The 2,819-nt window shown below is 74.4% G+C and carries 2 protein-coding genes; both read left to right on the top strand.

Translation table 11 applies throughout. The annotated features are described in order from the left end of the window. Window positions 1-1,157 (top strand): C15 family peptidase (locus tag UWG_RS0128035; RefSeq protein WP_016910516.1); only part of this gene is annotated, 1,157 nt, incomplete at its 5' end. 681 nt (window positions 1,158-1,838) lie between these two features. Then, complete coding sequence (locus tag UWG_RS0128030) at window positions 1,839-2,720, top strand: Vgb family protein (protein ID WP_016910515.1); 882 nt, start codon at window positions 1,839-1,841, stop codon at window positions 2,718-2,720. Window positions 2,721-2,819: the final 99 nt, after the last annotated feature.

Here is a 2,819-nt window from a genome sequence, read left to right as displayed (position 1 = left end):
GGCTGGCGCAGGACGAGCCGCGGGAGGTTCTCCGGCGCAGCGGCTTCGACGACGCGGCTCCCGCGTTCCGGCGTGCGCTGGGCGAGGCGCGGTCGGCCGGGGAGGCCGAGCGCGTCGTCGTGCGGCACGGCAAGCGGCTCTGGCAGCGGGCTGTCGACCGGGTGCAGGGGCGTGGTTCGGCGGGCGGCGAGCTGAGCCGCGGTGACGATCGGCCGCTGTACTGGGCACGGTTGGGGATGACGAAGGCACTGCGCGGCTGGTCCCCCTCGTTCGCGCTCACGGAGGAGCGTCGGACGCGGCTGCTGGAGAGGTTGGAGGTCGCCTCGCGCGGCCACGACTCGGCGCGGCTGCCCGCCGAGTCGGACGGGCTTCGGCGGGTGGTGGTCACGGGCTTCGATCCGTTCCAACTGGACGAGGACATACGGCGCAGCAACCCGTCGGGGGCTGCGGCGCTGGCGCTGGACGGCAAGGTGGTGCGGACCGCGTCGGGCGAGCGGGCCCGGGTGGAGACGATGCTCTTCCCCGTGCGCTGGGACGACTTCGCCGACGGCATGGTGGAGAAGGCGCTGCTGCCGGCGTTGCGCCAAGGGGCGCGGCAGACGGACGCGTTGATCACCGTCAGCCAGGGCAGCCCGGGCCGGTTCGACGTCGAGCGGTACAACGGGGCGTGGCGGGGCGGCTCGCCCGACAACGTACGCGTGTCCCGCGCGGAGACGGTCCCGGTGCCGCCCGGTGTGCCCACTCCCGTTCCGCAGCCGCAGTGGACGGTGACGTCGCTGCCGTACCGGGCGATCGTCGACGCGGACACGGGAAGGTTCCCGGTGCGGGACAACACGGCGGTGACGGAGATCCCGTCGGGCAGCGGGGAGCCGGTGGAGCGGCCCGAAGGGCCGACGCCGGGTTCGACGGCCCGGGCCGGGGGCGGCGGCAACTACCTGTCGAACGAGATCGCCTACCGGGCGACGCTGCTGCGCGACGCGGTGGGGGCGCGTATCGCGGGCGGTCATCTCCACACGCCGGTACTGGAGTTCGGCGAGGACAACAGCGTGCCGGACGGCGGCCGGGTCAGCGATCCGGTCTTCGAGCGCAACCGAGAGGCGATCAGCGCGCAGGTGCGGGAGGTCGTGGAGGTGGTGGCCGAGCACGCGGGGCGGTGACGGCCGGCTGCCGGTGGCTGCGGTACGGCGTTCTCCCGCAGCCACCGGCAAGTCGCCCGGTTTCGGAAGCCGTTGGGCGCCGGTCCTGGTGCGGGCGGAAGACCACGGGTGGACGCGATGTGCGCGAGGCTCTTGCCGGGGCGGCGCGCGAACAGGGCCTGCCGCGGCGGATCGGCGCCGAGGACGGCGGGTGGTGCCCCGCTACGACGGGCAGGACCGGCGGTCGGCGACGGGGTGGTACAGGCGGAAGCGCTGTCCGGATACGAGGGCGCCTCACCGACAGGGTCGAACACCGGGTGAAACAGGGCGACTCCACCGTTGAGTCAGACGGTGACTGCTCCCCCGCACTCGGCGCCTGCCTGGTCCTGTGCGCGGTGCAAGCCAAAGGACGCGCTTCCGCGGAGGCGGGGCGTCGAGGGGATGAACGGCTCGCCGGGGCGGTGTCGCAGCAAGCCACCCGTGTGGCCACAGGCTGGGACGCGGAAACGGGCTTGCAGCCGTCGCGCGCCGGCACGCAGTGTGTGACGGCACCGGCCCGCAGCTCGACGCCTCCGGGCATGGCCCGCGGGCGTTGCCTCGTTCGCAGCCCGAGGTCGACGCGACGCCTCCGGCCCCGGACGACCGCAACCCGCCCCGGCGCGGACGTGGGCCCGAACAACCGTTCACGCCCGAGGAGTTGCCATGAACGACGCCCCGACCGTCCGGGAGATCCCCGTGACGGACGGCAGCACCGGCCCGTACGGCATCGCGGCCGGCCCCGACGCCGCGCTCTGGCTCACCTTCGCGCGCAGCGGCCGCCTCGCACGTCTGACGCTCGACGGGGAACTCACCTGGTATCCGCTGGATGCGCCCGCCTGCAGCCCCACCGCGATCGCGCCCGGGCCGGACGGCACGCTGTGGTTCGCCCGGTACGGGGACCACCGGATCGGCCGCGTCACCGCCGCCGGGCAGATCGACTCCTTTCCCACCCCGACACCGGGCAGCGGGCCGTACGGGATCACCGCGGGACCTGACGGCGCCATGTGGTTCGCGGAGCTCCACTCCGACCGCATCGGCCGGATCACGGCCGGCGGAGAGGTCACCGAGTTCCCCCTGCCCGTCACCGGCGCCTTCCCCTCCGCGATCGTCAACGGCCCTGACGGCGCCCTGTGGTTCACTCTCAACCAGGCGCACGCGATCGGCCGGATCACGGTCGGCGGCGACGTCGCCCTCCACGCCCTGCCCACCGCGGAAGCGGCGCCCGTCGGCCTCACCAGCGACGGCTCGGCGCTGTGGTTCGTCGAGATCGCGGCCGGCCGGATCGGCAGGATCTCGACGGACGGCGCGGTCGAGGAGTTCCCCCTCCCCGACCCCGAGGCCCGGCCGCACGCCATCACCGCCACGTCAGCGGGCGAGTGCTGGTTCACCGAGTGGGGCGCCGGCCGCGTCGGCCGCGTCGCGGCGGACGGTGACGTCACGGAGTACGAGCTGCCGTCGTCCGAACCGCACGGCATCACCGTGGGTCCCGACGGCGCCCTCTGGATCGCCCTCGAAGGAGGAGCCGTCGCACGGGTGGCGCCGTAGCCGCGGACTCCCGCCGGCCGCGGGCTCGTTCGGCTCGGCTAGGCGCCCACGCGTCGCGTCCGTCGCACCGCGTACCACACGCCCGAGACCGCGAAGAGG

The organism is Streptomyces xiaopingdaonensis (assembly GCF_000262345.1).
Taxonomy (GTDB): Bacteria; Actinomycetota; Actinomycetes; order Streptomycetales; family Streptomycetaceae; genus Streptomyces; species Streptomyces xiaopingdaonensis.
The sequence above is the reverse complement of the archived record's forward strand: the minus strand, read 5'-3'. Positions and strand labels throughout refer to the sequence as shown.

Coding starts and splice junctions, on each gene's coding strand:
- UWG_RS0128030 (WP_016910515.1), top strand. CDS start 1,839: ATGAACGACGCCCCGACCGTCCGGGAGATCCCCGTGACGGACGGCAGC.